The following is a 25,765-nucleotide window of genomic DNA, read 5'->3' on the forward strand; positions in this document are numbered from 1 at the left end:
CATACCCAGAATCCAATTATAAATAATATCACTGGAAGAACATCAACGTACCTAAGCTCCGATTACAAAGGATGCTGGCATTAAAACGAGTAAGGTACACAATAGGATATAAAGATGCGTTTCGCTTTAACCACATTAGCCGTATCGGTCGCGCTTGTCGCCGGATGCAGCAATCAAGGAATACCAACCATGAACCACTACTCTCAATCGCAACTCGTCGCTCAGCAAACCAAAGCTCCCGTTGCTAAGAAAGTCCCTCATGCAATGACGATTCATGGTGACACTAGAATCGATGATTACTACTGGATGCGCGATGACGAACGCCAAGACCCAGAGATCTTACAACACCTTGAGCAAGAGAATCAGTACGCAGAGACCGTGTTGAAACACACTGATGCATTACAAGAACAGTTATTTGAAGAGATCAAAGGCCGAATCGCGAAAGATGACAATTCAGTACCAGTTCGCAAAGGCAGCTACTTCTACTCGAATGAAGTCACGGGTGACAACGAATACGAAGTTCACTTACGTGCAAAAGACTTTGCAGGCACAGACAAGCAAGTCATCTTAGACGTTAACGCACTGGCAAAAGAACACGAATTCTTCAGTATTGGCGGCTTAACAATCAGCCCAAACGAAAACCTGTTAGCCTATGGCGAAGATACCCTGAGCCGCCGTGTTTACACCATCAAAATTAAAGACCTCGCGACCGGTGAATATCTAAATGATGAAATTGAAGGTGCCTCGAGTTCAATTGCATGGCAAAACGACAACCAAGCCTTCTATTACATCAAGAAAGATCCGAAAACGCTGCTGGGTTACCAAGTTTTCCGCCATGCCTTAGGCACACCTCAGACAAGCGATGAGTTGATTTACGAAGAAACCGACACTGCTTACTACACTGGCTTAAGTAAGAGTAAGGATGGCCAGCAGGTGTACATTTGGCACTCGAGCACAGAAACCAGCGGTGTTTCAGTCATAGATGCCAACGACCCAAACGCGAAAGCAGAACCTTTTTACCCAAAGGAAACGGGCATTGAGTACAGCATCGCTAAATTGGGTGACTGGTACTACATCTACACCAACTACCAAGCCGTCAACTTCCGTTTAATGAAAGTCACAACCGAAGACATTCACGACCGTTCAAAATGGGTCGATGTCATCCCAGCCGATGATAATACTCAACTTGTTGATTTCGAGTTGTTTGATGACCATCTTGTTTACGAGCAACGTGCAAATGGCTTGTCTACAGTGAAAGTACGCCAACTCTCAACAGGCAAAGAGTTCCCACTTGAGTTCAATGACACCGCTTTTGCCGCTTACCTGACAGGTAACAATGAATTAGATAACTCAAAAGTTCGAGTCTACTACAGCAGCTTAACCACGCCAGGTACTTACTATGATTTCGACCTGAATACAGGTGAACCCGAGCTCATGAAGCAAACTCCAGTGTTGGGGGATTTCGAAGCAGATAACTATCAATCAGAGCGAATCATGGTAACGGCTCGCGATGGTAAGCAAGTACCTGTCTCTTTGGTTTATCGTAAAGACTTATTCAAGAAAGACGGCACTAACCCAATCTACCAATACGGCTATGGCTCTTATGGCTCGACCATTGAACCGACCTTCCGCTCAGCTCGTCTAAGCTTACTTGATCGAGGCTTCGTTTATGCGATCGCACATATTCGAGGTTCAGAAATGCTTGGTCGCCCTTGGTATGAGGACGGCAAAAAGCTAACCAAACAAAACACATTTAATGACTTTATCGATGTAACCAAAGGCCTAGTTGAAGAAGGTTATGGCGCTAAAGATAAAGTATTTGCGGTGGGTGGCTCTGCTGGCGGTCTCTTAATGGGCGCAATCATCAACCAAGCACCAGAACTGTACCGTGGTATTGGTGCACACGTTCCGTTTGTAGACGTTGTAACAACCATGCTTGATGAATCGATCCCTCTAACCACAAACGAATATGACGAATGGGGCAACCCGAACGATAAAACCTACTACGATTACATGCTGAGTTACTCGCCATACGACAACATTAAGGTACAGAACTATCCGAATATGTTGGTAACAACAGGCCTGCATGATTCACAGGTACAGTACTTTGAGCCAATGAAGTGGGTGGCGAAACTGCGTGAAATGAAGACAGACAACAATGTGCTGCTGTTCAAAACCGATATGGAAGCCGGTCATGGTGGTGCTTCTGGTCGATTTAAACGATTGAAAGAAGACGCACTTGAATACGCCTTCTTTTTAGACTTGGTAAAGACTCAATAGATTCTGAGTAAATATAAGTATTCACACAATTTAATGCCGCCATTTAGTCTCGACAAAATGGCGACAGAAATTATTAAGCATGGTTAAATACGATTAACCATGAAATCCACCAAATCAAAAGCCTTTACAAACAAGCAGTGACAAAGGTTTACGAGAGGTATAAAAATAAATGAAAGTAATTAGCTTTAATATCAACGGCCTTAGAGCCCGCCTTCATCAACTACAAGCGATTATCGACAAACACCAACCCGACGTGATTGGTCTTCAAGAGATAAAAGTGCACGATGAAGCCTTCCCGCTCGCTGATGTTGAAGCGATGGGTTACAAGGTTTACTTCCATGGCCAAAAAGCGCACTACGGTGTAGCTATGTTGTGTAAGCAAGAACCGGTCTCTGTGCAGAAGGGTTTTCCTACAGACAATGAAGACCATCAAAAGCGCATGATCATGGCGACGTTTGAAGACGAAAACGGTGAAAAAGTTACCGTGCTTAATGGCTACTTCCCTCAAGGGGACAACATCAAACACGAGACTAAATACCCATACAAACGCCAGTTCTACAAAGACTTGATGACTTACCTAAATGACTACCACAACAAAGATGAACAAGTGATCGTAATGGGCGACATTAACATCAGCCCTATCGATGCAGACATCGGCATCGGTGAACCTAATGCGAAACGTTGGTTGAAAACAGGCAAGTGTTCTTTCCAACCAGAAGAGCGCGAATGGTTGAAAACATTGATGGACTGGGGTTTTGTGGACAGTTTCCGTTTGCTGCACCCTGAAGTGAACGACCAATACTCGTGGTTTGATTACCGCTCGAAAGGTTTCGTTGACAACCGCGGCTTACGCATTGACGTGGTACTGGCGACTCAGAAACTTGCTGATAAGTGTACTGAAGCAGGCATCGACTACGAACTGCGTGGCATCGAAAAGCCGTCTGATCACGCCCCAATTTGGTCGACGTTCAAATAATATTGCTTGTTTAACTAGTTTTTCTTGTTTAACTAATTAAAAAAGAAAGGAGAGTTGGGATTGCCCACCTCTCCTTTTTTATATCCGCCTTTATCGCTTAATCAAATTTGTTACTACCGATTAATCAAAGTGGCCAAACGGCGCTTCCATCAACATCCAACGGATACTTCGCAAAATCGTCCAAACAGTAACCCGTGTTCTCGGAAGCAAAATACTTAAGAGGCATAGCGGTTAAGCTCAAGCTTCCGACTTGCTGTTTCGCCTTATTCTCAAAGCTAAAGCCCCACATGTCCAAGTACGCTCGCATATCTCGTTGAGTAACATAGCTAATCGCGATCAATTGCCAACCATCACTAGAGATAGCTTTTGCTTGTTCAAGTGTGTAATCAGAAAAGCCTATCGAGCCTTTACTCGCGTTCCATAGTTCTTCCGATTTTGCCAATCGATTAAACTCTCGCTCAATCGTGTGCAAACGTCCCAGTAAGTGCCAGCCCGTTGTCAAAATCCCCTGCTCTTGCGCCAACATCATCATCTGGATATAGATTCGTGCGCCCCAGCTCCAACTCGCTTGGTTCTGAGCTGCCATATAGGCATTTGGATCGGTTTCTAAACGACTCTGTTTAAGCACTTCGAATTGGCCTTTGAAGTCTAAACCTTGGCAAGCGGATATTTTTCCTGTCTCTTGGTAATAACGAGACTTACTGTAATAGGAGTAATAGTTCGTCGTTGAGTGGCCTTCCCAACCAGAGAAACGAAAGCGACTCTTTTCAAGCCCATGCCCTAATTCATGCAAATCACCATGCCCTAGAGGATCAAAAGACCAATAAGCATCGTAAGGGTTTCCTGAGCAACCATAACCACAGTTCGCTTGGTCGGCGTTCATGTGCTTCACAATATCAATGGTTTCAACCTGCCAACCCTGATTTTTTGCATATTGCTGAATTTCATCAATCACATCGACTCCTGGACCTTCAAAACCAGCAAGTGCATGAGGTAAGTTATGAACGTAACGCTCTGTCGCTAATGCCATATCCTGTGGCTTATCCCAACGTGCTGGGCTCACCGACTCCTGCATCTTTTCCAGCTTTGAATGAACCTCAAACCCCGGAGTAATGAGTTCAGCCCAATCAAAGTTTCCTTCCTCAAGCTGTGTAACAAAGTTGTCGTTGTCTGCTTCACTTCTCCAGACAGGGTGCTGTGCGACATTTTCAAAACGCAGCTCCACATCAATATCATTGGTATCAAAGTGAACCTGTAATGTTCCACCATAAGCAGAAGTGAGATAAATCGTCTCTCCCGGTTTCACTGGATAGGTTACCGAGGTTAAAAATTTTGGCCGAGCGTAACCGTCATTACCCGAAAACTCGTGTGTCGCGCCGCTACGTAATGTATTAAATGCTATAGACGTAGCCACTTCGTTACTGTCTAAGCGAGTCACCTTAATCGTCTTACCCGGTAGAGCATACACTCCGGCCGCGCGGAAGTGTCTCTTGGACTCCAAGGTAATTGTTTTCGTGACGAGCGATACGTTCTCAAAACTCTTGGTACTGAAATTACCTAGACTTGGTTGCGCCGCGTTATACAGTCGACTGTTGTATGCCGCGTAATCACTGTAATAAGAGCGAAGAAAATCAATTCTCTCAGTTACACCTTTACCCATTGGGTACTGAACATCTTGACGGTAACGATCAGCAAGTAGCAGTAACAGCTTTTCATATTCGTAATCATCTGATGCAAACAGATCAACTTTCTTACTATCAAGCGATGTTAGGTGTGAACGAATACTATTCGCCGCAATATAGAATTCTTCATCCATATTGGAATCATCAGGGCAAGATTTGTCATCACACGTATTCAAGTCAACGGTAAAGCTGTCGTCTTTCAACCGCTGTAAGAGCGCTTGCTGCTGGACAATATTATCCGGAACCTGATTAACGAGCTGTGTTGAATCCCAATTGGACAGTCCAAGCTTGCGCCAATAGTTGTCGCCAACGTAGGTCATGTGCATTTCGGCAAACAATGCCTTACCTAAGTCCGTCACACCGCCATCAAGATGGAGGTACAACACGGGGATGCTCTTACTGAACGCTAAACGTAAGCCTGTAATAACATCGTCAATGTCATCGCCATCATTTAGCTTTTGAGACAAAATCAATAAATCAGGGTTATTGCTTTCAAGACACTGGCTTAATTTACTGCCATCACAAGCGTCGTCAGCATTGATTGCTAAAGAAGAGTTCACATTGTCGGTTAGCCAGTTTCGCGTCGCTTGGTCATCAGGAAAATAATGAGACTGATCAAGCTGAGCTAAAACAACATTCTTAGGTAAATTTGTACCTGAAGCCCACCCAACTAAGTTCTTCAACCAAGTATCCATATCTTCATTAACCGAGTCAGGAAAATGCTGCTTAGTTCGAAAAGGGTTACTTGCTAATGCTGCGTAGCGACTATTGTCAGATGTATAGCCAGCAATACCTATCACTAACTCTTGATCATCATACCCATCTATCATCGCTTTATTGGTCTTTAAGATGACATCGTTAAAGCCATAGGTTGGTAAGATGATGGCTGCATCATGTGTTGGATCCCAGTGTAGGTTACTTAGAGACTCACCTTCCGAGTTTTTAGATAAAGATTGCTTGATATGATTGTAATCTGAGTTGTATTGAGCCACTAACACTTGGCTAGCATCAATAAACTCTTGAGAGTCCGTTACATGAGAAGCGTCACCTGTGGACAATGCCTTTTGCACCGCGGTTTGTGGAGTTGGAGTAATGCCAGGATCACCATTTCCGTCACCTTCCCCACCAGAACCACCAGAACCACCAGAACCACCAGAACCGCCAGAACCGCCAGAACCGCCAGAACCGCCAGAACCAGTTTGGGCACTTTCACCGCCGCTGCCACCTCCGCATCCTAAAAGTGATAAGGCAATCGCACAAAGCACCAAATTGGATAGTAACTTACTCTTTTTCATCATTATTCCATACAACAACAAAATTTCGCTGAGTCTATCTATCGCTAAATCTAAAGCAATTAATCTCATGAATATGTGAATACAATTTGAAGCAAGTTAACTATTTTTAAAAATCCTCAGTTAACACGCTCTTTCTTCCGCCGAAAAATTAAAGAAGAGCAGTTTTGACGATATAAAAAACGGCGCTATAAAGCGCCGTTTGTTTAACTGAAATTGTTGCTGTGTACTTATTAGCTAAGCGGTCTTAGGTAAGCTAAGAAACGTTTCTCTGCAAATTTGAAAATCGCGATGATGATGAACGTTAGCGCCATGTAAAACAGACCAGCGGTTAGGAAAGACTCGAATGGAGCGTAGTAACGTGAGTTAACCAAACGTGCTGCACCGGTTAGATCCATAATCGTTACGATGCCCGCTACCGCTGAACCGTGAAGCATGAAGATAACTTCATTACTGTAAGCCGGTAACGCTCGACGGAGAGCACTTGGCAGAATAATGCGGCGATATGTCTTTGGTGTACTCATACCATAGGCTTTTGCTGCTTCAACTTCACCTTTCGGTAAACCATTAATTGCACCACGGATGATTTCAGCGGTATAAGCCGACGTGTTTAGAATAAATGCGACTAAAGCACAGAACCATGCATTTTCCCATAGGGTATCTTTCACTGGGAAAAATTGATCCATACCGTAGTAAATCAGATACAACTGAACCAGCAACGGGGTACCACGGAAGAAATAGATAAACGACCACGCTGGTGCGTTAATCAACATATTTGGGCTGTTGCGAGAAATAGCTAATGGTATGGCAACGAATAAGCCAATAATCAAAGCAACACAAACCATCCAAGCCGTTGTCCATAAACCACTAAGGTAAATCGGCAGGCTTTCAATAATCAATGAAAAGTCCATAACTACCTCGCGTGGATACTAAATTTGCGTTCAACAAGCTTGAGTAAACCTGTCGATACACTAGTGAAGAATAAGAAAATAAGTGCCACTGACATGTAGAAGGTAAATGGCATTTTGGTTGAGCCTGCAGCCAATGCGCTTACACGTACCATATCTTCTAAACCGATAATGGATACCAGAGCGGTCGTTTTAAGCAATACCAACCAGTTGTTGCCGAAACCCGGTAAGGCATGACGAATCATTTGCGGAAGCAGGATACGACGGAACGCTAATACAGGGCCCATACCATAGGCCTTTGCCGCTTCCATTTCGCCGCTATCAACAGCCATGATGGCGCCACGGAATGTTTCAGCCATGTAAGCACCGAAGATAAAGCCAATCGTTAATACACCTGCAATAAATGGGCTAACATCAATGTAATCAGGTAAGTAAGCGGTCCACTCATGGTTAGGGTCACTCGATGTGAACCATTCATTGAGCCACTCATTGATGGAATACAAACTGTTGTTTAAAAGGATTTGTCCACCAAAGAAAATCAACATCATCAATACGAGATCAGGAATGCCTCGAATAACGGTTGTGTAGAGGGTTGCGATAGCACGAGCCCAGCGATAAGGCGCCAGTTTTGCTAAGGCACCTAGCATACCAAGAACCATAGCTAAAATTAGCGACAGTAAGGCAACTTCGATTGTAAGCACCGCCCCTTTCAGGATCGAAGCTTCATATCCTTGTAAATCAAACATAATGAATTCCAACAGAACTGCGAAAAAGTTGGTAAGACAGGGAGAGGAGAACCTCTCCCTTAAGAAGTGACGCTAGAGATTACTTGCCATATACGTCGTAGTTGAAGTATTTAGCCGCGATATCTTGGTAGATGCCTTTTTCACGTAGTGAAAGGATTGCAGCATCTAGCTGTTTAGTCAGATCTTTGTCTTGCTTGCGTAATGCAATACCAAAACCTTCACCGAACCATTTAGGATCCGTTAGTGATGGGCCAACAAACTCATAAGCTTCTCCACCCGCTTTGTTTAATACGCCTTCTTCAAGAGCTGACGCATCACCAAGTACAGCAACAACACGGCCGTTTGCTAGATCAAGGTAAGCTTCGTCGAATGAACCGTAACGAACGATCTCTACTGAGTCACCGTAGTTGTCTGTTAGGTACTTATCGTGAGTTGTTGCACGTTGAACTGCGATTTTTTGACCACTTAGATCATCAAAGTTAAGTCCAGCGTCTTTTTTAGCGATGAATTTGTTCGGGATAAGTGCGTACTTACCAGTAAAGTCGATTTTTTTCTTACGTTCTTCTGTAATCGACATTGCCGCGATGATCGCATCATATTTACGAGCAAGTAGAGAAGGAATAATGCCATCCCAATCTTGCGCTACGATCTTACACTTAACCTGCATTTCAGTACAAAGTGCGTTCGCCATATCGACATCAAAGCCTTTTAGTGAACCATCAGCTTCAGTCCAGCTAAATGGAGGGTAAGCACCTTCAATACCGAAGCGTACAGTTTTCCATTCTTTTGCTTGAGCTACGCCCGTTGCAGCAGTTGCAGCAAGTGCCGCTACTAATAACCACTTTTTCATATCCCTACTCCTGTGATTTAGGTTTTTATGTTGTGCTAGTTTTTAATATTGTGTTTGTTGTTACTTATTAAACTACTTGTTGTGTTTTATTGCTTATACCGCTGCCATTGACCTTAGCTACAGTATTTCAATTTGGATTCACTTCAACCGAGCCGCATGTAAAGCTGCTTATTAATAGATTGAAGAGATAAATTGTTGCAGACGCTCTGATTCAGGTGCCGTAAACAGTTTAGCTGGATCGCCTTGTTCTTCCACCAGACCTTGGTGTAAGAACATCACGTGGTTCGATACGTCACGAGCAAAAGCCATTTCATGTGTTACCACAAGCATGGTTCTTCCTTCTTCAGCTAGATCGCGCATTACCCCAAGAACTTCTCCAACTAATTCAGGATCAAGTGCAGATGTTGGTTCATCGAATAACATCACTTCAGGATCAACCGCTAACGCTCTTGCAATCGCAGCACGCTGTTGTTGTCCACCAGACAAGTGGCCTGGGTAGTAATCTTTACGTTCATACAGCCCTACTTTCTTCAGTAGCAGCTCAGCATTTTCAATCGCTTGTGCTTTAGGTACGCCTAAGACATGAACGGGTGCTTCGATAACATTTTCGAGAACGGTCAGGTGAGACCATAGATTGAAGCCTTGAAAAACCATAGCCAAACGAGAACGGATTCGTTGAACTTGTTTTTCATTTGCAGGAACAGAAACGCCTTGGCGGTTATTTTTCATCTGAATTAATTCGCCATTAACCCAGATCTCGCCAGCGGTTGGTGTTTCTAAGAGGTTGATACATCTAAGGAAAGTACTTTTACCCGATCCTGAAGACCCGATAATCGATACTACATCGCCTTTATGCGCAGAAAGTGAAATTCCCTTTAAAACTTCATTTTGACCAAACGTTTTGTGTAGATCCTTTATGTCCAGCGCCGGTACATCTTTCATGCGCTTTCTCTCCCAAGTTTGTGAAAATGCAAGGTACTCCGACCTTTTCATGCGATACAAACTAGCACCACACGCAGGAACATGCAACAAATTATTAACCTGATAAAACGGAATAAATAGCGATTCACTCTGACTTATTATGCAAAAGGTAGCGTTTTCCCCTCAATTTCATGAATGACATCTATAATTCACCCATAAATACAACACTTGATTTGTTTAAATAAAGTTAATCAAAATGAGAGTTCTGTACGCCTATTTCTTATACCTAAAACGAGTTCTGTCATTTAGGTAAAATCGCCCAATATGCATCAATACACATTGATATTTTAGCTATCGATTGAGCGGAAAATAAAAGCAAATAGTGACTCCAAGCCACTCACTTATAGCTTTCATATTGGTTGGTTACTATAAATAGACGCTGACTAAAGAGGGAGCAGAGAGAAAGTTTGGCCACGCAGGCAGCGCTTTAAGCAGTGCCTATATAGCTATAGGTGGAATCACTTGAAGAAATAGAGAAACGTCAGTTTGTGAAAACAAATTACATGATTCATCAATGGAAAGTTAACGAAACGCTTCGTTTTGTAGCTTTCTTTCACATACACTCATAAAGTGATCAAGATCAATCACCCTAAAGGGTAAGCTTGTTAGACTCCTCAGCACACAAATAAGGCATTAAAAATGCCAAACATTTCTTTTAACTTAGCTGCATAAAGCACATCAAAAACGTGCAACATAATGTTAATAAGTTATAACTAAGAAATAACGCAATTACGCGAACTTAATAGAATTCAATTTTAGAATTACTAACATAAAAATATGAGGAATCTATGTCAGACGTTGTCAATAATGCGAACTCTGAAGTAGAAGAGAAAAGCTATAAAGAGCTTCACCGCCCTGCTTCTGAATTTGAAAGTCGTTCAGACTATCTAGACCACGAACTTCAAATCATGAAGCCTCGTCGCTTCGGCCTAAACCTACCTGGTCGTGACTTCCGCTTTGAACTTGAAGACCTCGTTCCTGCACTTGCAGGTACCATTGGTATCATCGCGATGTACTCTGCAGTAATGATGTCTTGGGCTGATGGCCTAACTCAAGCTTGGGATCACGTAAACCTTGGTAAAGACTTCGCAATTGAAGTCGCTCGTGTAGAAATGCTTATTCCTGCACTGCTGTTCTGTATTCTTGCCTCTGGTTTCTTTAACCCTAAGGCAAACCTTGCCGGCAACCACGGCCCAATGATCCCTCTTATCGGTACCATCGCTCTCGCTGGTGCTCACCCTCTTGCATTGGCAATCCTTATCGGTGTCTTTGGTCTAATCCTAAGTTTCCTAAAAGGCGGCTCAAAACTTGTTAACCTGACTTCGGAAGGTACGGCAGGTGGCTTGCTTATCTTCTTAGGCCTAACCGGCACCATGAGCCAAATAAACTCAATTCAAGCATGGGCGGTTGGTCTTCAATCTTCTACTGTTGAAGCGGGTAGCATGGGTTACGTTGGTTTAATCGTTCTGGCTGTGACCATTGCTATTTACGCTTTCCTTGCAAAAGTGAACAAGCGTTGGTTAGCAATTCCAGTTTGTGCATTTACAGGCCTGATTATCGCACTTGTTTTGGGGGCTGGTTTCGACATTGTTTTCGAAACAGAAATGGGTATTCCAAACCTAAACCCTGTTTACTGGTGGGGTTCAACTTCTGAAGGTTGGATGCTTGGCCTGCCAAACGTAGAGCACTTCATTGCTTCTCTGCCTTTCGCAATCCTTGCAGTAGCGATGTGGTCACCTGATTTCCTAGGTCACCGTATCTTCCAGGAACTGAACTACCCTAAAAAATCTGAAAAAGTACTGATGGACGTAGATGACACAATGACTATGTGTTCTGTTCGTCAAATGGTCGGTACTGCGGTTGGTGGTGGTAACATCACATCTTCTTGGGGTACTTACATGATCCCAGCAGCAATCGCGAAACGTCCTATCCCTGGCGGCGCAATCTTACTTGGTTCTCTATGTATTATTGTTGCAATCCTTGGCTTCCCTATGGATGTAGCAGTATGGCCACCAGTAATGCGTGTTGCGCTACTTGTAGGTGTATCTCTACCTCTTCTTGAAGCAGGTATGCAGATGGTTAAGGATTCAAAAGATTCACAAGCGGCTGGTATCTGTATCTTTGGTTCAGCAGTTGTTAACCCTGTATTAGCTTGGGCTTTAACAATGCTGCTTGATAACAACGGTCTGATTGGCGATAAAGAGCGTGCGAAGCGTCTATCATTTGTCGACAAGATTGTTATTCCAGTCGGTGTTCTAGTTATCTGTCTAGTAGCAATGCTTGCAGTTGGTATGCTAGAAAGCCAATATGGTCTAAAAGCTTGGCTATAATGGTCTTTACTACACAAAAGTAGTATTGAGACTAAAAAAAAGTTTGGGTGGCAACCCCTGCCACTCAAATTTTTTCAACTTTTTTTGGCATTTATTGATTTAGTTTAAGGTTTGCAGGAATTTTTTAGCGTAGTCTTGAATTCATAGAGTAAAGACAACATATAAAAAGTAGTGACAATTTATATAACCATATGACGCTTATATGCTCATATATATTGTTATTAATAAGAGTGTACTACCCTTACGGGGGACGCTGGCTCAACAGTGTTAAGTACGAATTTTTTCTACTAAAAAGGTAGGTATGTCATGGCAGAGCAATTTGCTAAAGCTTGGGAAGATTTTGCTGCAGGTGAGTGGCAAAGCGAAGTAAACGTTCGTGATTTCATTCAAAAGAACTACACGCCGTATGAAGGCGACGAGTCTTTCCTAGTTTCTGAAGGTACTGAGGCGACTAATACGCTTTGGGCTTCGGTAATGGAAGGTATCAAACAGGAAAACGCAACTAAAGCACCTGTAGATTTCGATACTTCTGTTATCTCTACCATCACTTCTCATGATGCGGGCTACATCCAGAAAGACCTTGAAACAATTGTTGGTCTACAAACTGAAAAACCACTAAAACGTGCAATCATCCCTAACGGTGGCGTACGTATGGTTGAAGGTTCTTGTAAAGCATACGGTGAAACTCTTGACCCGATGGTTTCAAAAATCTACTCAGAATACCGTAAAACACACAACGCTGGTGTTTTCGATATCTACACGCCTGATATCCTGAAATGTCGTAAGTCTGGTGTTCTGACTGGTCTTCCAGATGCATACGGCCGTGGTCGTATCATTGGTGATTACCGTCGCGTAGCACTTTACGGTATTGATTTCCTAATGAAAGACAAAGCAGCTCAATTCGCTTCTCTACAAGAGCGTTTCGAGAATGGCGAAGATCTTTCAGCAACAATGCAATTGCGTGAAGAGATTTCAGAGCAACACCGTGCTCTAGGTCAAATCAAGCAAATGGCAGCGACTTACGGCTTCGATATCTCTGAGCCTGCTCAATCTGCTCAAGAAGCTATCCAGTGGACTTACTTCGGCTACCTAGCTGCTGTTAAATCTCAAAATGGCGCTGCAATGTCTCTAGGTCGTACTTCCACTTTCCTAGACATCTACCTAGAGCGTGATATCGCTGCGGGTAAAATCACAGAAGACCAAGCTCAAGAAATGATCGACCACTTCGTAATGAAGCTGCGTATGGTTCGTTTCCTACGTACTCCTGAGTACGATGAGCTATTCTCTGGCGACCCAATCTGGGCAACAGAGTCTATGGGTGGTATGGGTATCGACGGTCGTACGCTAGTAACGCGTTCGAACTTCCGTTTCCTTAACTCTCTATACACAATGGGTCCTTCTCCAGAGCCAAACATCACTGTTCTTTGGTCTGAGCAACTGCCTGACGGCTTCAAACGTTTCTGTGCGAAGGTATCTATCGATACTTCTTCTATCCAGTACGAAAATGATGACCTAATGCGTCCTGACCTTGATTCTGATGATTACGCAATCGCTTGTTGTGTATCACCAATGATCGTTGGTAAGCAAATGCAGTTCTTCGGCGCTCGTGCTAACCTTGCAAAAACTATGCTTTACGCAATCAACGGCGGCGTTGATGAGAAGCTTAAAATGCAAGTTGGCCCAGTTGGCGACAAGATCACTGACGAAGTACTTAACTACGATGACGTAATGGGTCGCCTAGACACATTCATGGACTGGTTAGCTAAGCAATACGTGACAGCTCTAAACAGCATTCACTACATGCACGACAAGTACAGCTACGAAGCCTCTCTAATGGCTCTTCATGACCGTGACGTTCGTCGTACTATGGCTTGTGGTATTGCTGGTCTGTCTGTTGCTGCTGACTCACTGTCTGCAATTAAGTTTGCTAAAGTGAAGCCAATCCGTGATGAAGACGGTATCGCAACTGACTTCGAAATCGAAGGCGATTACCCTAAATACGGTAACAACGACTCTCGTGTAGATGATATTGCTTGTGAACTAGTTTCTACGTTCATGAACAAGATCCGTAAGCTTAAGACTTACCGTAACTCTATCCCTACACAGTCAGTTCTTACTATCACGTCTAACGTAGTATACGGTAAGAAGACAGGTAACACTCCAGACGGTCGTCGTGCTGGTGCTCCTTTCGCTCCTGGTGCTAACCCAATGCACGGTCGTGATGAGAAAGGCGCTGTAGCTTCACTAACGTCTGTAGGTAAACTACCGTTTGCTGATGCTCAAGATGGTATCTCTTACACATTCTCTATCGTGCCAAATGCACTAGGTAAAGAAGAAGATAGCCAACGTTCTAACCTTGCAGGCCTAATGGATGGTTACTTCCACCACGAAGCTGGCATTGAAGGTGGTCAACACCTTAACGTGAACGTTCTTAACCGTGAAACTCTAGAAGACGCAGTTAAGCACCCTGAAAAATACCCTCAGCTAACAATCCGTGTTTCTGGTTACGCTGTACGCTTCAACTCTCTGACTACAGAGCAGCAAGCTGACGTAATCGCACGTACATTTACTGAGTCTCTATAAGCTCACGCTAAATAGACAAGTGAAATGATATTAGCCCCGCCAATGTGCGGGGCTTTTTTATATCACCCAGAAATTTATTATTTCGTCTTCACTATACGAAATGTCAGATTGAGCAAAAAACCCGTCATCTATTCACTTTTTTTTCACACCTAAACTCTAATTACGGTACTATCTTGGTTCATAATTTAAGAGTAACTGCTCCATGAAATACCTGCGTTGTTTACCCCTGATCCTTCTCTCTTTTTCATCTTTGGCATCTGAGCGTTCTACGCTAACTTTTGCTTTAGATAATGATGGTATTTTTGGTGTCGACCAAGACTATACCAATGGCTTATTTCTGGGTTACACATCGTCAAGTATTACGCCATACAATTGGGTGAAGCCATTGAGTCTTTCCTACTGGGGCGCAAGCTCTTTAGATAAATGGGAAATCACCATTGGCCACAAGATGTATACGCCTTCTGATATTGAAGCGGAAAAACCTCTGCCCAATGATCGCCCATACGCAGGTTACTTACACACTGAATTCAACTACATCAGCTTGAACCCACAGCAAGCCCAACGTTTTAACATCACGTTTGGTACCACGGGAGAGAGCGCACTTTCAGAAGACGCTCAAAAGCTGGTTCACTCGATCACTAAATCGGATGAGCCTATGGGTTGGGAATACCAAATTGATGATGAGTACGCTGGTAGCGTTGGTTATTTAAGCCATTTCAACCTGATGCGTAATCAAGCATTGGCGAATACTGACTACGAAATCTCTAACGTTTCTGAAATCAACGTGGGTAACTTTAGAAGTGATATCTCGACTGGCTTTATGTTTCGTTGGGGTACAGATTTGGGCGGTAACTTTGGTGCTGCTAACATCACCACGGAAAACCCATTCAAACCCGGCATGATCGGTGCTTCAAACGCTGGTTGGTTTACCTATGCAGGACTTGAAGGTCGATACCGTTTCAACGATCTAACAATCGAAGGCGATCGCTCAGGTGTTGATGAATACGCACATAAAGTAGGTGATGATCCAGCGATCTACGATGTTACATTAGAGAACATTCAAGCGACAGCTGTGCTTGGTGTGGCTTGGTATAACCGATACGTTGGTGCCTCTTTCGCGCTAACAGCAAAAACACCGGATTACGAAGAAGCAAAAGAGTCGGTATACACCACTGGCGGTATCACCATGTTTGCATTCTTCTAGCCATCAGCAAGGGCTTTCGTCCTTTACTTTTCCAGTTTAAGAAAGGCAATCATCTTCACAGGTGATTGCCTTTCTTTTTAAAGGTCTCGTTACTATTTGACCCTATTTTATGTACCGTTTTTGTAATAAAATAAAAGGTATAAATTCCTCTACGAGAATAGCTCATGTCTACAACTGGTCGCATTCACTCATTCGAATCTTGTGGTACTGTCGATGGCCCTGGAATCCGCTTTATTGTGTTTCTTCAAGGCTGCTTAATGCGTTGTATGTACTGCCATAATCGCGATACATGGGATCTTCATGACGGAAAGGAAGTAACGGTCGAAGAGATCATCAACGAAGCAAAATCATACCGTCATTTCATGAAAGCATCGGGCGGTGGTATCACCTGTTCTGGTGGCGAAGCGATGCTACAACCTGAGTTTGTACGTGACTTTTTCCGCGCAGCTCAAGCTGAAGGCATTCACACTTGTCTTGATACTAATGGCTACATTCGTAAGCACACAGAAGTGGTTGATGAAGTACTAGAAGCCTCTGATCTAGTGATGCTTGATCTTAAGCACATGCGAGATGAGATTCACCACGATTTCATTGGTGTATCGAATAGACGTACTCTGGATTTTGCACGCTATCTGCATAAAATCGGTAAGAAGACTTGGATTCGTTATGTCATTGTTCCTGGCTACACGGATACGCCTGAAGATGCTCACCTTCTTGGTGAATTCATCAAAGACATGGATAACATCGAGAAAGTAGAGCTGCTTCCATACCACAAGCTTGGTGCTCATAAATGGGAAGCTCTGGGTTACGACTACCCGCTTGAAGGCACAAATCCGCCAAGCAAAGAGAAAATGGACGAGATTGTTGCTGTCCTTAGTCAGTACCATTCAAATGTAAAATACTAATACTGCTAAAGTTCGAATAAAGACGGTGCTCAACCTCTATTTTAAACGCCTCAATTTCGATTGGGGCGTTTTCGTTTATGGCTAAAATTATCCTTTCACTTTTCTTTACAACTTTTGTTTATCAATTCAAAAAATCATATTAAATCCGTGTTGAGATCATGTTTCCACTCGTAGGAATGCTGTTACTCTTACTGCAACAAAAGAATATAACATTTAGTTTTTAGTGAGGCTCCTCCCATGGAAATGACCAATGCTCAGCGTCTAATTCTATCAAATCAATATTACCTTATGTCTCAAATGGACCCTGAGAACTCAGCTAAATACCAACGTTTACAAACGGTTGTAGAGCGTGGTTACGAACTTCAAATGCGTGAACTGAACAAAGAATTTGGTTGTTTGACTGAAGCAGAATGTCGCGAAGTTATCGATATCATGGAGATGTACCATGCCATGCAAGAGTCGAACAAAATGCTAGCAGAACAAGAGCGTGCTGAAGTTGATCAACGTCGCTTACAATTCCTAGGTTTTGATATCGCTTCTGAAGCGCAAATCGTACACTACGTGCGTTTCCTTGTAGATTCAGAAGGTCTTTACCCACAATTCGACAAAGCTGATCACCACTTCAATAGCCAAATGCCAATGCTTGAGAAGTACCGTCGCATGCTAACAACATGGCGAAACTGTCCTCGTCAGTACCACCTATGTGCGACAGAGCTATCTCAAATTTTTAGCGCTTAATACGTTAAGACATAAGCTTTAAGTTGGCTTATAACAGTTTCAAAAAAAGGGTTACTCATCATGAGTAACCCTTTTTAAATTCGTATATAAACAGACAAACCAAAGTAATTAGAAGACGTAAGCAACACCAACATTCGCTGCCATGTTGATACCACTTTCAAGTATCGGACTGTTTTCAATATCACCTTCAAGGTTGGTATAACGCACACCGCCCGTCACACGGATATTTGGAGTAACGTGCATATAGCCACCAAGACCAATAAAATACTGACCATCCCAGTCTGCATCGAATTCATCCAAATTGGTTCTCGCCGCTTCTGATGAACTCACCCCGTACAGGTGATTATTCAAACGTTCACTGTTATAGGCATAGCCAATAGACGGTGTAATCGCCCAACCATTACGACGGATCGGTAAACGCCATGCAGCTTCAGCATAGATACCATTGTGTCTAAATCCTAAGTCAGAGCCAGCTGTTGCTTCAAACATCCCCACTAAGGTGATCACTTGGTAGCTAATACCACCTAACACTGATGCTTTACGTTCATCCAATTTTTGGATATCGACATTGTCGGAATCACTCGGCTTCAATGTTCTCGAATCATAAACGGCTCGGAATACGATGTTTTGTGGTGAGCCAGCCGGAAGTAATCGATAACCCGCGCTGAATCCACGCATGAAAAAGTGCTCGCCTTCATAGCCAACCATAGGGATCACCGCTCGATTTGAGGGGGTGTCTTTATAGACCGCTGGAGAATAAGAAGCTGCAACGCCAAGTGACCACTGTGAGATTCTCGCGTGTACGTTTGTCGTTACTAATATTGCGGCACCGATGACGACCGTTTTTAACCAATTATTCTTCACTTTTTCTACCTATTTTTTGAGCAATTCTTGATAACATCGCGCATTATATGGCATTCCATTCCAAAAAATCAATAAGACTCAGTGATACATCTAATGCACACAAATCCACGGCAAGAATTGTAAAGCGTCCTAAAATCACAAAACAAACGGCTAGCTAACCTCGAATACAAAATAATTTGATTCTACTTGCCTCAAGTTGCCTATTGCTTTCGTAAGCCTATTCACACGCAAAATTGTAAATAAATACATAATTGTTAAGCAAAATTGTGGAAGCGGGTCTAATCTTAAAATGTAGGGAGAGCCTATTTTTCAATCGCTCATCAGTTTTGACTGGTTAACAAGGGGAATGTGACTATGAGTATTTTTGACCACTATCAATCACGTTATGAAGCAGCCAAGGAAGAAGAGCTCACATTGCAAGAGTTCTTAGGGCTGTGTAAAGACGATAAAAGTGCTTACGCCAACGCTGCTGAGCGCTTACTACTGGCCATCGGCGAACCGGAGGTTATAGACACAGCTCAAGACCCCCATCTAAGTCGTATTTTCTCGAACCGTGTCATATCACGCTACAGCGAATTTAAAGATTTCTATGGCATGGAAGACGCGATTGAACAGATTGTTTCTTACCTAAAACACGCAGCACAAGGCTTAGAAGAACGTAAACAGATCCTTTATCTACTTGGCCCTGTGGGCGGGGGTAAATCTTCTCTTGCTGAAAAGCTAAAAGCACTGATGCAAAAACTGCCAATCTATGTGCTGTCTGCTGATGGTGAGCGAAGCCCAGTAAATGATCACCCTTTCTGTCTGTTCGACGTAAACGAAGATGGCGATCTTTTGAAACAAGAGTACGGAATAGAGAAGCGCTACATACGCTCTATCATGTCACCTTGGGCTGCTAAACGCCTCCATGATTTCGGTGGTGATATTTCTAAATTCAAAGTCATCAAACTACGTCCTTCGATTCTCGACCAAGTTGCGATCGCGAAGACAGAGCCGGGTGATGAAAACAACCAAGATATCTCTTCCCTTGTAGGTAAAGTCGATATTCGTAAACTTGAGCACTTCTCTCAAGACGATCCGGATGCCTACAGCTACTCTGGTGCGCTTTGTAAAGCCAACCAAGGTGTGATGGAATTTGTGGAAATGTTCAAGGCGCCAATCAAAGTCTTGCATCCACTACTCACCGCCACGCAAGAAGGTAACTTCAACGGTACCGAAGGGCTTTCCGCGCTGCCGTTTGACGGCATGATTTTGGCTCACTCGAATGAGTCAGAATGGCAAACTTTCCGTAACAACAAGAACAACGAAGCCTTCCTTGACCGTGTCTACATTGTAAAAGTCCCATACTGTCTACGCGTTTCTGAAGAAGTGAAGATCTACCAGAAATTGCTTGAGCACAGTGAACTCTCCAATGCACCATGTTCGCCAAGTACACTCGCTCTGCTATCGCAATTCAGTATCCTTTCGAGACTGAAAGAGCCTGAAAACTCTTCTCTGTTCTCAAAAATGCGTGTTTACGATGGTGAAACCCTTAAAGACACCGATCCAAAAGCGAAGAGCTACCAAGAATACCGAGATTATGCTGGCGTTGACGAAGGTATGTCTGGGCTATCAACGCGTTTCGCCTTTAAGATTCTGTCTCGCGTATTCAACTTCGACCAAGCCGAAGTGGCAGCAAACCCGGTTCACTTGTTCTACGTTATTGAACAACAAATCGAACGTGAGCAGTTCCCTCAAGAAACCGCTGAGAAGTACCTTGAGTTCTTGAAAGGATACTTAGTACCACGTTACGTAGAATTCATTGGTAAAGAGATTCAAACCGCTTACCTAGAGTCTTACTCTGAGTACGGTCAGAATATCTTCGACCGCTATGTCACCTACGCCGACTTCTGGATTCAAGATCAGGAGTACCGAGATCCAGAAACAGGCCAGTTGTTCGACCGCTCTTCTCTGAATGCTGAACTAGAGAAAATCGAGAAAACAGCCGGGATCAGCAACCCTAAAGACTTCCGAAATGAGATTGTAAACTTTGTGCTTCGTGCCAAGGCGAACAATAACGGTCAAAACCCAGTTTGGACGAGCTACGAGAAACTGCGCACTGTGATTGAGAAGAAAATGTTCTCCAATACAGAAGAGCTACTTCCTGTTATTTCGTTCAATGCTAAGACCTCAACGGATGATCAGAAAAAACATGACGACTTCGTTGCTCGTATGATGGAAAAAGGCTACACCGAGAAACAAGTTAGACTGCTATCCGAGTGGTACCTAAGAGTTCGTAAATCCTCATAACCAAACTGTACTGAGCTGTTCAAGTGAGCAGCTCGTACAAACCAATAACTTTATACACTATTAAACCAATAACTCTTATACCCGAATAAAAAGTAGGATCGCGACATCAGCTGAGAGGGAGTTCTTATGGCACAATTTATCGATCGGAGGCTCAATGGCAAGAATAAGAGTGCTGTAAATAGACAGCGCTTCTTAAGACGCCATAAAGAGCAAATCAAAGAATCTGTGGCCGATGCAGTCAACCGACGCTCAATCACCAATACAGAAACGGGTGAAGACGTTACTATTCCTCACAAAGACATCAAAGAGCCTAGCTTTCATCAAGGTCAAGGTGGCATAAGAGAGCGCGTTCACCCAGGTAATGACCAGTTCATCACTGGCGACAAGATCGAACGCCCTAAAGGTGGCGGTCAAGGTGGCGGTTCAGGTCAAGGTGATGCAAGCCCTGATGGTGAAGGCCAAGACGAATTTACCTTCCAAATATCTAAAGATGAGTACCTAGACATTCTCTTTGAGGATTTGGCTCTACCTAACCTAGAAAAAAATCAGGTCAACAAAATTACGGAATGGAAGATACACCGCTCTGGTTACCAAAGTGCGGGGATTCCATCCAACATCGCGATTGTCCGCTCTCTACAACAATCTCTCGCTCGAAGAACAGCAATGACAGCGGGTAGAAAGCGTGAATTGAACGTACTGATGGAGCAGCTCGACCAAGTTAAAATGACTGAGCCTGCACAACCCTTTGAAGAAACACGTCTAAAAGAAGAGATCGCCGAACTGCGTAAACGCATTGAGAGCGTGCCATTTATTGATACCTTCGATTTACGCTACAAAAACTATGAGAAGCGCCCTATCCCATCTAGCCAAGCGGTAATGTTCTGTCTAATGGATGTGTCGGGCTCAATGGACCAAGCAACCAAAGACATCGCTAAGCGCTTTTATGTGTTGCTCTACCTGTTCTTGAACCGTACTTATGAAAACGTCGATGTAGTATTTATTCGTCACCATACTCAGGCTAAAGAAGTCGACGAACATGAGTTCTTCTACTCGCAAGAGACTGGCGGCACCATAGTTTCCAGTGCACTGAAATTAATGAAAGAGATTGTCGCAGACCGTTATCCTGCTAATGAGTGGAATATCTACGCTGCACAAGCTTCTGATGGAGATAACTGGGCTGATGACTCCCCTCGCTGTAAAGAGCTGCTGGTCAATACGCTATTGCCGATTTGCCAATATTACTCCTACATCGAGATTACGCGCCGTTCACACCAAACACTTTGGCACGAGTACGAGAAGCTAGAAGCGAGCTTCGATAACTTCGCCATGAAGAACATTAAAACGGTGGATGATATTTTTCCTGTGTTTAGAGAACTGTTCCAGAAAGAGACAGCGTAAGGGGGCTAGCCATGACAGCGAAATCAAACGTTGCAGAGAAAGACAAAGCGACACAGAAGAGAAACGACAAGATGCTGCCTGATGGTCCAGATTGGACGTTCAACCTCTTAGAGCAATATCACGTAGAAATTAAGCGTGTGGCGCAGCATTACCGTTTAGACACTTACCCGAATCAGATTGAAGTGATTACCTCTGAGCAGATGATGGATGCTTACTCCAGTATTGGTATGCCCATCAATTACAACCACTGGTCTTTTGGTAAGAAATTCATCCAGACAGAACAAAACTACAAACACGGACAAATGGGCTTAGCGTACGAAATCGTGATCAATTCAGATCCGTGTATCGCTTACTTAATGGAAGAGAACACGGTCACCATGCAAGCGTTAGTAATGGCGCACGCCTGTTACGGTCATAACTCGTTCTTTAAGGGTAATTACCTGTTCCAAACTTGGACTGATGCAAGCTCGATTATCGACTACCTCTTGTTCGCAAAAAAATACATTACCGATTGCGAAGAAAAATACGGTGTGGCTGAAGTCGAGAAACTTCTCGATTCTTGTCATGCTCTCATGAACTACGGCGTAGACAGATACAAACGTCCAGAGAAGATTTCCATTGCGGAAGAGACGGCAAGACAAGAAGAACGTGAAGCTTATCTGCAATCTCAAGTGAATGAGCTTTGGAGAACGGTTCCTCAAAACAAAAGCAAGGAAGAAGAAACCAAGATACGTTTCCCTAGTGAGCCTCAAGAAAACATTCTCTACTTTATTGAGAAGAACGCACCACTGCTTGAACCTTGGCAACGTGAGTGTGTTCGTATTGTTCGCAAGGTGAGCCAATACTTCTATCCTCAGAAACAAACCCAAGTAATGAATGAGGGCTGGGCAACCTTCTGGCATTACACCATTCTTAACCATCTTTACGACGAAGGCTTGGTGAGTGATAAGTTCATCTTAGAGTTCCTACACAGTCACACCAGTGTGGTTGCTCAACCCGCCTACAACAGCCCTTATTTCAGTGGGATAAATCCTTATGCACTTGGCTTTGCGATGTTTAGAGACATCCGACGCATCTGTGAAGAACCAACCGATGAAGATAAAGAGTGGTTCCCTGAATTAGCCGGAAGTGATTGGTTGGAAGCCGTGCACTTTGCGATGCACAACTTCAAAGATGAAAGCTTCATCAGCCAATACCTTTCTCCAAAAATCATTCGTGACTTTAAACTGTTCTCAGTACTCGACGACGACCGTAAAAATACCATTGAAGTCAGTGCGATTCACGATGACCCAGGCTATCGCCTGATTAGAGAAAAGCTCGCGGCACAATACAACCTAAGCAACCTTGAGCCGAATATTCAGGTGTTTAACGTCGATATTCGTGGTGATCGCTCAATGACACTGCAATATGTGCCTCATGACCGTATCCCGCTAGATAAAGGCTACGATGAAGTATTAAAACACCTTTATCGCTTATGGGGCTTTGATGTGATTTTGGAAGAGCTCAAAGACACAGGTCATAGAGAAATCTTGACCACCTGCCCGAAACGAAATGATTATGGAGCCAAGATTTAATACCAATCACAGTAAGTAAGTGATTGGTATAAAACTCCGCTCCCCCTACAACATAGTGGTCACCCGCTCGGAAGTGGAGCAACAAAAAAGCGCATAAGTCGTCGACTTATGCGCTTTCCTTTTTGAGCTTTAGCGTATTAAACAAACACTATTAAACAATCGGCTTTTGGCCGCGTTCAATCAGCTTCATCAGCACACTGTCTGCAGATTTACCTGCAACACCTGCTAGCTTGTCTGACAGCTTTTTCTTTTGTACGTAGTGAATCGCTAGAACCGTCTTGTCCTTACATGCCGCTACGACTAAATCATCAGAAGTGCTGATCTCATCCACCAGCCCAAGTTCATGCGCTTGTGTACCAAACCAGTGCTCACCCGTTGCTACTTTTTCAAGATCTAGCGCAGGTCGATGGTCACGAATGAAGTCTTTAAACAAACCATGAGTTTCCTCTAGCTCTTCTTTAAACTTCTCGCGTGCTTTGTCACTGTTCTCACCAAACATAGTAAGCGTGCGTTTGTACTCACCCGCCGTTAGCTGTTCGAACTCAATGTCATGCTTTTTAAGCAGTTTGTTGAAGTTTGGTAGTTGAGCGATAACACCAATAGAACCAACAATAGCAAAAGGTGCAGATACGATTTTGTCTGCTATACATGCCATCATGTAACCGCCACTTGCTGCTACTTTGTCTACCGAGATAGTCAGAGGTAGGCCTGCCGCTTTAATACGATCAAGTTGAGAAGACGCCAAACCATAGCCGTGAACCATGCCACCGCCAGACTCAAGCTTAAGCAATACTTCATCACCTTTACGAGCCACAGCCAAAACCGCCGTTACCTCTTCACGTAGCGAAGCCACTTCTTTAGCATCAATGCTGCCATTAAAATCGAGTACGAATAAATGCGGTTCACGCTTGCTATCAAGCTCACCCTCTTTCGCTGCTTTCTTCACTTCTTTGCCACGTGATTTTACTTTTTCTTTTTCCGCTTTCTTTTCTGCTTTATCACGGGCTTTGATGAAAGCATCATCATGCAAATGGTGCTCTAGTTGTTCAATCGTCTGTTTGTGGTGCTCAGATAGGTTCGTGATTTCCAGCTCACCTTTAATTGCGCTTGATTTCCCACCCACAGATTTAGCTATCACTAAAATTGCAATGATGGCGATTACAACGGTCGCAATCTTGGCTAAAAACAAGCCGTAGTCCAACAAAAATTCCAATGTCATATCCCCTATTGTATGAATTAGTGTATTGTAACCATCTTGTCACGATTACCAAGAATTTCTCATCATTCCTGCGGTTATCTGTGTAATTAAACATCAATGGAATGACGAACATAATAAAAGAAAGAAGGATAAGCACAGTGGATTACCCAATCTCTACAGATGCCCTCAAAGATAAAGTAATTTTGGTTACAGGTGCCGGTGCTGGCATTGGTCGCCAAGCCGCACTAAGCTTCGCTCAACATGGTGCAACTGTCATTCTGTTAGGCCGTAATGTCAAAAACCTTGAATTGATTTACGATGAAATCGAAAGCGCTGGTTACCCACAACCTGCGATTATCCCATTGGATTTAAAAGGCGCGACAAAGCAGAACTACATCGACATGGCTGAAACTATCGAATCACAATTCGGTCGTTTAGATGGTCTACTGCATAACGCAGGTGTGCTTGGCACGTTAAGTCCATTTGATCAAATCGATGAAGAAACGTTTGATGGCGTCATGCAAATCAACGTTAAAGCTGAGTTTCTAATGACTCAAGCGTTACTGCCTGTCATTAAAAAAGCGGAAGCGGGTCGTATTGTCTTTACCTCTTCAACGGTTGGTCACTCTGGCCGCGCGTTCTGGGGGACTTACGCAATTTCAAAGTTTGCAACAGAAGGCATGATGCAGATCTTAGCCGATGAACTTGAAGGTACCGATATCCGTGTTAATGCGATTAACCCAGGCGGTACTCAAACACGCATGCGTGCAAAAGCGTACCCAGGTGAAGATGCAAACAAGCTAAAAACGCCACTCGACATCATCCCGCTGTATCTACACTTAATGAACCCAAGTGTGACAAATATTAATGGCCAATGTATCGACGCCCAACCTAAGTAGTTGATATAATAACCAATAACAAGAAGTCGCTTTAATAGCGGCTTTTTTTGTATCTAAATCAACCATCT

Annotated in this window: 18 protein-coding genes; 11 read left to right on the forward strand and 7 right to left on the reverse strand. The window is 43.5% G+C overall.

Going from position 1 to position 25,765, the window contains the following annotated elements:
• The first annotated feature begins 114 nt into the window (after window positions 1-114).
• Window positions 115-2,280 carry a S9 family peptidase gene (locus tag IHV80_RS10740; RefSeq protein ID WP_192889043.1) on the forward strand — a complete coding sequence of 722 codons (2,166 nt, stop codon included), beginning with the start codon at window positions 115-117 and terminating at the stop codon, window positions 2,278-2,280.
• 169 nt (window positions 2,281-2,449) lie between these two features.
• A complete protein-coding gene (gene xthA / locus IHV80_RS10745) occupies window positions 2,450-3,256 on the forward strand; it encodes an exodeoxyribonuclease III (protein ID WP_192889044.1) in 807 nt (268 codons plus the stop codon).
• 124 nt (window positions 3,257-3,380) lie between these two features.
• Here the strand turns inward: xthA and IHV80_RS10750 are convergent, their stop codons facing one another.
• The 5 genes from IHV80_RS10750 to IHV80_RS10770 all read right to left on the reverse strand — a co-directional run bounded on the left by IHV80_RS10750 (window position 3,381) and on the right by IHV80_RS10770 (window position 9,676).
• The gene (locus tag IHV80_RS10750; RefSeq protein ID WP_192889045.1) at window positions 3,381-6,233 is read right to left on the reverse strand and encodes an ImpA family metalloprotease; all 2,853 of its coding nucleotides are present in this window, start codon (window positions 6,231-6,233) and stop codon (window positions 3,381-3,383) included.
• A 230-nt stretch (window positions 6,234-6,463) separates the two neighbouring features.
• Window positions 6,464-7,141 carry an ABC transporter permease gene (locus IHV80_RS10755; protein ID WP_192889046.1) on the reverse strand — a complete coding sequence of 226 codons (678 nt, stop codon included), beginning with the start codon at window positions 7,139-7,141 and terminating at the stop codon, window positions 6,464-6,466.
• Window positions 7,142-7,143: 2 nt separating this feature from the next.
• The gene (locus tag IHV80_RS10760) at window positions 7,144-7,884 is read right to left on the reverse strand and encodes an ABC transporter permease (protein WP_102437061.1); all 741 of its coding nucleotides are present in this window, start codon (window positions 7,882-7,884) and stop codon (window positions 7,144-7,146) included.
• A 79-nt stretch (window positions 7,885-7,963) separates the two neighbouring features.
• Window positions 7,964-8,734 (reverse strand): ABC transporter substrate-binding protein, encoded by a 771-nt coding sequence (locus IHV80_RS10765; protein ID WP_102437059.1) that lies wholly within the window; start codon window positions 8,732-8,734, stop codon window positions 7,964-7,966.
• A gap of 171 nt (window positions 8,735-8,905) precedes the next feature.
• Window positions 8,906-9,676: an ABC transporter ATP-binding protein gene (locus tag IHV80_RS10770; protein WP_017107256.1), complete on the reverse strand. Its 771-nt coding sequence runs from the start codon at window positions 9,674-9,676 to the stop codon at window positions 8,906-8,908.
• 827 nt (window positions 9,677-10,503) lie between these two features.
• On the opposite strand from IHV80_RS10770, the gene IHV80_RS10775 reads away from it, so the two are divergent.
• From IHV80_RS10775 to IHV80_RS10795, 5 genes are all read left to right on the forward strand, one after another.
• Complete coding sequence (locus tag IHV80_RS10775) at window positions 10,504-12,045, forward strand: DUF3360 family protein (protein ID WP_192889047.1); 1,542 nt, start codon at window positions 10,504-10,506, stop codon at window positions 12,043-12,045.
• A gap of 306 nt (window positions 12,046-12,351) precedes the next feature.
• Window positions 12,352-14,628, forward strand: a complete 2,277-nt coding sequence (gene pflB / locus IHV80_RS10780; RefSeq protein ID WP_192889048.1) for a formate C-acetyltransferase — start codon at window positions 12,352-12,354, stop codon at window positions 14,626-14,628.
• A gap of 202 nt (window positions 14,629-14,830) precedes the next feature.
• Window positions 14,831-15,832: a lipid A deacylase LpxR family protein gene (locus IHV80_RS10785; RefSeq protein WP_192889049.1), complete on the forward strand. Its 1,002-nt coding sequence runs from the start codon at window positions 14,831-14,833 to the stop codon at window positions 15,830-15,832.
• 164 nt (window positions 15,833-15,996) lie between these two features.
• Window positions 15,997-16,737: a pyruvate formate lyase 1-activating protein gene (gene pflA, locus IHV80_RS10790; RefSeq protein WP_017111071.1), complete on the forward strand. Its 741-nt coding sequence runs from the start codon at window positions 15,997-15,999 to the stop codon at window positions 16,735-16,737.
• A gap of 237 nt (window positions 16,738-16,974) precedes the next feature.
• On the forward strand, window positions 16,975-17,475 hold the full coding sequence (locus IHV80_RS10795) for a YfbU family protein (protein ID WP_017111072.1): 501 nt from the start codon (window positions 16,975-16,977) through the stop codon (window positions 17,473-17,475).
• 108 nt (window positions 17,476-17,583) lie between these two features.
• Here IHV80_RS10795 and IHV80_RS10800 read toward each other — a convergent pair whose 3' ends face one another.
• The gene (locus IHV80_RS10800) at window positions 17,584-18,339 is read right to left on the reverse strand and encodes a MipA/OmpV family protein (protein ID WP_192889050.1); all 756 of its coding nucleotides are present in this window, start codon (window positions 18,337-18,339) and stop codon (window positions 17,584-17,586) included.
• Between the two features lie 354 nt (window positions 18,340-18,693).
• Here IHV80_RS10800 and IHV80_RS10805 point away from each other — a divergent pair, with 354 nt between their 5' ends.
• The 3 genes from IHV80_RS10805 (at window position 18,694) to IHV80_RS10815 (ending at window position 23,600) form a co-directional block, all read left to right on the forward strand.
• On the forward strand, window positions 18,694-20,628 hold the full coding sequence (locus IHV80_RS10805) for a PrkA family serine protein kinase (RefSeq protein WP_192889051.1): 1,935 nt from the start codon (window positions 18,694-18,696) through the stop codon (window positions 20,626-20,628).
• 126 nt (window positions 20,629-20,754) lie between these two features.
• Window positions 20,755-22,026: a YeaH/YhbH family protein gene (locus tag IHV80_RS10810; protein WP_192889052.1), complete on the forward strand. Its 1,272-nt coding sequence runs from the start codon at window positions 20,755-20,757 to the stop codon at window positions 22,024-22,026.
• A gap of 11 nt (window positions 22,027-22,037) precedes the next feature.
• Window positions 22,038-23,600 carry a SpoVR family protein gene (locus IHV80_RS10815; RefSeq protein WP_192889053.1) on the forward strand — a complete coding sequence of 521 codons (1,563 nt, stop codon included), beginning with the start codon at window positions 22,038-22,040 and terminating at the stop codon, window positions 23,598-23,600.
• Window positions 23,601-23,751: 151 nt separating this feature from the next.
• Here the strand turns inward: IHV80_RS10815 and sohB are convergent, their stop codons facing one another.
• On the reverse strand, window positions 23,752-24,819 hold the full coding sequence (sohB, locus tag IHV80_RS10820; protein ID WP_192889054.1) for a protease SohB: 1,068 nt from the start codon (window positions 24,817-24,819) through the stop codon (window positions 23,752-23,754).
• Window positions 24,820-24,956: 137 nt separating this feature from the next.
• Between sohB and IHV80_RS10825 the strand changes: the two genes are divergently transcribed.
• Complete coding sequence (locus IHV80_RS10825; RefSeq protein ID WP_192889055.1) at window positions 24,957-25,697, forward strand: YciK family oxidoreductase; 741 nt, start codon at window positions 24,957-24,959, stop codon at window positions 25,695-25,697.
• Window positions 25,698-25,765 lie beyond the last annotated feature (68 nt).

This window comes from Vibrio bathopelagicus, assembly GCF_014879975.1.
In the GTDB taxonomy this organism is placed as follows: Bacteria; Pseudomonadota; Gammaproteobacteria; order Enterobacterales; family Vibrionaceae; genus Vibrio; species Vibrio bathopelagicus.

Coding starts and splice junctions, on each gene's coding strand:
- pflB (WP_192889048.1), top strand. CDS start 12,352: ATGGCAGAGCAATTTGCTAAAGCTTGGGAAGATTTTGCTGCAGGTGAG.
- IHV80_RS10785 (WP_192889049.1), top strand. CDS start 14,831: ATGAAATACCTGCGTTGTTTACCCCTGATCCTTCTCTCTTTTTCATCT.
- IHV80_RS10810 (WP_192889052.1), top strand. CDS start 20,755: ATGGCACAATTTATCGATCGGAGGCTCAATGGCAAGAATAAGAGTGCT.
- IHV80_RS10760 (WP_102437061.1), bottom strand. CDS start 7,884: ATGTTTGATTTACAAGGATATGAAGCTTCGATCCTGAAAGGGGCGGTG.
- IHV80_RS10815 (WP_192889053.1), top strand. CDS start 22,038: ATGACAGCGAAATCAAACGTTGCAGAGAAAGACAAAGCGACACAGAAG.
- IHV80_RS10740 (WP_192889043.1), top strand. CDS start 115: ATGCGTTTCGCTTTAACCACATTAGCCGTATCGGTCGCGCTTGTCGCC.
- pflA (WP_017111071.1), top strand. CDS start 15,997: ATGTCTACAACTGGTCGCATTCACTCATTCGAATCTTGTGGTACTGTC.
- IHV80_RS10805 (WP_192889051.1), top strand. CDS start 18,694: ATGAGTATTTTTGACCACTATCAATCACGTTATGAAGCAGCCAAGGAA.
- IHV80_RS10775 (WP_192889047.1), top strand. CDS start 10,504: ATGTCAGACGTTGTCAATAATGCGAACTCTGAAGTAGAAGAGAAAAGC.
- IHV80_RS10750 (WP_192889045.1), bottom strand. CDS start 6,233: ATGAAAAAGAGTAAGTTACTATCCAATTTGGTGCTTTGTGCGATTGCC.
- IHV80_RS10765 (WP_102437059.1), bottom strand. CDS start 8,734: ATGAAAAAGTGGTTATTAGTAGCGGCACTTGCTGCAACTGCTGCAACG.
- IHV80_RS10795 (WP_017111072.1), top strand. CDS start 16,975: ATGGAAATGACCAATGCTCAGCGTCTAATTCTATCAAATCAATATTAC.
- xthA (WP_192889044.1), top strand. CDS start 2,450: ATGAAAGTAATTAGCTTTAATATCAACGGCCTTAGAGCCCGCCTTCAT.
- sohB (WP_192889054.1), bottom strand. CDS start 24,819: ATGACATTGGAATTTTTGTTGGACTACGGCTTGTTTTTAGCCAAGATT.
- IHV80_RS10770 (WP_017107256.1), bottom strand. CDS start 9,676: ATGAAAGATGTACCGGCGCTGGACATAAAGGATCTACACAAAACGTTT.
- IHV80_RS10755 (WP_192889046.1), bottom strand. CDS start 7,141: ATGGACTTTTCATTGATTATTGAAAGCCTGCCGATTTACCTTAGTGGT.